The organism is Rhodopirellula sp. JB055, assembly GCF_043100905.1.
In the GTDB taxonomy this organism is placed as follows: domain Bacteria; phylum Planctomycetota; class Planctomycetia; order Pirellulales; family Pirellulaceae; genus Rhodopirellula.
Genome location: NZ_JBICHO010000507.1, coordinates 1 through 3,491, shown reverse-complemented (window position 1 = coordinate 3,491; position 3,491 = coordinate 1). Strand labels below are relative to the sequence as shown.

The 3,491-nt window shown below is 57.2% G+C and carries 2 protein-coding genes, 1 tRNA gene and 2 pseudogenes; 3 read left to right on the top strand and 2 right to left on the bottom strand.

The features are described from left to right. A pseudogene (locus ACF8AM_RS19835) lies at window positions 1-313 on the top strand (8-amino-7-oxononanoate synthase); the annotation flags it as partial. 801 nt (window positions 314-1,114) lie between these two features. On the opposite strand, the gene ACF8AM_RS19830 reads toward ACF8AM_RS19835, so the two are convergent. Beyond that, window positions 1,115-1,258 (bottom strand): hypothetical protein, encoded by a 144-nt coding sequence (locus ACF8AM_RS19830; protein WP_392557311.1) that lies wholly within the window; start codon window positions 1,256-1,258, stop codon window positions 1,115-1,117. Window positions 1,259-1,531: 273 nt separating this feature from the next. On the opposite strand from ACF8AM_RS19830, the gene ACF8AM_RS19825 reads away from it, so the two are divergent. Further along, window positions 1,532-1,605: transfer RNA gene (locus ACF8AM_RS19825), tRNA-Ile, on the top strand. 23 nt (window positions 1,606-1,628) lie between these two features. Then, a complete protein-coding gene (locus ACF8AM_RS19820) occupies window positions 1,629-2,819 on the top strand; it encodes a pseudouridine synthase (protein ID WP_392557310.1) in 1,191 nt (396 codons plus the stop codon). A 482-nt stretch (window positions 2,820-3,301) separates the two neighbouring features. On the opposite strand, the pseudogene ACF8AM_RS19815 reads toward ACF8AM_RS19820, so the two are convergent. Beyond that, window positions 3,302-3,491: pseudogene (locus ACF8AM_RS19815) on the bottom strand (tetratricopeptide repeat protein); the annotation flags it as partial.

Sequence of the window (3,491 nt, the reverse complement as noted above, 5' to 3'; positions counted from 1 at the left end):
CGCGCACATGTCACGCCTGTTCCGCCGACGAATGAACCGTGAAATCGGTGGTTTGGAGGCTGGGATTCCAATCGTCCCACTGATCATCGGTGACGAAGCGGAAACGATTCGGTGCAGCGAAGCGATGCGTGAAAACGGGTTCTTCGTCCCCGCCATCCGCCCGCCAACGGTGCCGACCGGACAATCGCGATTGCGTGTCTCGATCACGTCCGCTCATCGCGACCACGACATCGAATTGCTCGCCGATGTGCTGCATCGAGTCTGTCCGCAATTGCGATCCGACGAACTCGCTTCTGCGAGCGAGCAAGCCTGAACTGGGCGATTGCGAATGTGATGCTGATGCACTGAGTTTGCCCCTGCGCAGCAGATTCGATTCGTTCCGCGATTTCCACCAGGGCGGCTGGCGTGCATCCAGACGGCGGGTTTTACGAGGTGATATTTTAGCAGACGCACCTAGTCTTTCAATTCTTGCTTTGAGGGATCAAGATCTCCTTTCGGCGACTCTTTGCCCAGAGTCGTCGAATTAGACTCGGCGGGTATCTGTGCCCCGGTGCCCGCCGAGTTGCTCATTCGTTCGGACGCTTTCCGATGCAATTGGACAACAATTGCTCCGACTCGGTTTGCGACGCATCGCCAGCGCGTCGACCGAATGGGTGATTTTTCGGATGTCTGGTTCGGCGATTTCAGAGGAACACGAACCGGAGCTTCTGCCGGGACCGAAGGGCGAGCGCTTGACTGAAACGGAGCCACACAAGGCTCCTTCGCCTGCCAAACACGCGATGGTGGACGGGCCTCCGATAGAGCACTCGGCGAAGATTTTTGGTGCATGCAGTTGTGCTTTCGGCTGCAGCCCAAATCGAAGGGGATCCACGGCCCATGACCTTCTTTGATCAGAATCGTCTGGCGTCCGCACAGCCCACATTTAGAACGTTTGGAATTTTCCACAGGTGTTTATGCACTCGTTGCTGAGGCGAAGCATCGCTTCGGTTGTTGCTGGATAGAAAGCAATCGCGTCTCGGTTGGTCGATCAACTCTCACTCTCAGCTTTGACAGGCCACTCGATGTAGTATCGACCCAGCGGCAGAGCGTCATCATGAGTGGTAACGCGCAATCGTCATGGCATGCAGTCGATGTCACCGACCGCTGCGGCACTTAGTCGGGCACTGAACTCTTGGATGATTCCTGGCATGAGTTCGTCGATGCAATGATTGCAACCCATGAGATATTCATCGTCATCCTTGGTGTTCGTTGCTGCCACGTCGTGGGCATGGTTTGCTCGCCGCGGGCTTGACTCCGAGTTGCACATTGAGACTCTGAGTTGAATTTGTTCGCACCTGCGAGCACACAAAATGACCTTTGAAAACGCACAAGCCTAAACCGGGTGCGTCGGAATCATGGACGCGAAACTCGCCGACCGCTCCCGCTCGCGCCGGCCAGATCCCACGCCGAGTTCCTTGTCCGACGGAAGACTTCGACACTGTCACAAACCCGGGTGGGCAGCTATCATTTGCTTCTGCGAATTTCGCATTTCGGGGCTGTAGCTCAGTTGGTTAGAGCTGGGAACTCATAATTCCTAGGTCGCGGGTTCAAGTCCTGCCAGCCCTACCTTTTTCTTCGCTCGTCCTTTCATGCCACGCCAGTCCTCGAAGTCAAAACGTCCGCAGTCTTCTCCCAAAGACCAGGCGACGTCCTCCGCGAAACGAATCAATCAATTGCTCGCCTCCGCAGGCTTTGGTAGCCGGAGACAATGTGAAGAACTGATCCGTGAGGGACGGGTGGATGTGGACGGTGAAACGATCACCCAATTGGGGATCACGGTCGATCCTGAAACTCAAAAGGTGCGGGTGGACGGGAACTACCTGCGCCCTCAAAAACTGGTGTATTACGTTGTCAACAAACCCGTTGGCATCGTCACGACCAATCGTGACCCACGCGGCCGGCCTCGCGTGATCGACTTGGTTCCGCCCACCGAACGTGTCTTTCCCGTCGGTCGTTTGGATTTGTCCAGCGAAGGCCTCATCCTGCTGACCAACGACGGTGACCTCGCCCAAAAATTGGCTCACCCGAAATTTGGAATTCAAAAGGTCTACCGCGTGGTCGTCGCCGGCGAAGTCCGCGGCGAAACGATGAAGAAGATGCGTGAAGGCATGTACATTGCCGAAGGCTTTGTCCAGGTCGATGGGGCCAAGATCATCAAGGCTCGTCCCAAAGCGACTGAGATGGAAATTCGGCTGAAGGAAGGCAAAAACCGCGAAATTCGTCGCATCTTGGCACGTTTAGGACACAAGGTTCAACAACTGCGACGCATCGCGATCGGACCATTGAAGTTGGGCGACGTTCCTCGTGGAGCTTACCGCAAACTCACTCGGGCCGAAGTCGACAAACTACGGCGGAGCATCGATGCCGCTGAAAAGGCCGAACAAGCCGCGCCGCGCGCCCGTGCGACATCCAAGCAATCCATCAAACGGCGTCCAGGAGGGGCCAGTCGAAACGTGGCGGCCAAAGGCACTGGTGGACGCACCGCTTACAAGGGGACACGCAAAGCCACGAAAAACCGCGCGACTACCACTCGCGGAAAAGTGACAACCGCAAAGGCATCCAAACAAGCTAAAAAGCGAACGGCATCGCCTGGTAATTCGACAGGCAGTTCGACCGGAACCGTCATCGGCGCCGATCCGCCCAAAGCATCCCGAACCAAAGCCGAACGCGGATCCAACCCGAACATCATTCGCAAACGAACCGCTGGAAAGAAGCCTGCCACTCGCCCCGGTGGCGTGAAAAAAGGGCGAGGAAAAGCGTCCCGCCGCGGCGGACGATAGCCCACGCAGGTTCAACGCCTTGACTGAACCAATCACACACCGCAGTTATGAAACGCCGCGCCCGCAATGTCTTGCGAACCCCGCCGGCGCGGAACGTTTTAAAAGCACGTGATGGCTTGCGTCTAGAGTTCTTCCCGGATGGGGCCGGCGTGGTTGGCCAACGGCCAACATCACCGCATGCATTTCGAATTGAATTTGGCCGTTGGCCAAAATGGGGCCGTGTTTTTCTGCTCCAGAGGCGACGCCTGTGGCTATGTTGAACGAGGCCGTTGGCTATCCGAGGAAAAGCGCAAGTTCAAAACTCGCGCGTCGCGGTGTGCCGGATCGTGTCGGCCGCCACCCTCGCGTACGCCCAAACGGCGACGCACATCGGAAACCTCCTATCAGGAGAGATGCTGTCGTCACAACGGAACGATTGCGAAACCTGAAAACCCCTCGCCGTGGAAGCGACTCAGACGACCACACAATCTCAAAGATGGTCCTCAAAGATCGTCCTCTTCACCCAGCATCCCAATCGACGAGAGCAGTTCGCTCATCTCGGCAGCGGCGTGAGAGTCGTTTTGCGACCGCGCCGGTTCGATGCCGGCTCGCAGAATTGCGCGAGCCGCGTCGACACGTCCCACGTCGACCAACAGCTGTGCGGCCAAGAAGAAAGCAGGCACGGAGGGCGGA

What these genes read in the sequence shown, in the direction of transcription:
- ACF8AM_RS19820 (WP_392557310.1), top strand. Translation starts at nt 1,629, where the DNA reads ATGCCACGCCAGTCCTCGAAGTCAAAACGTCCGCAGTCTTCTCCCAAA.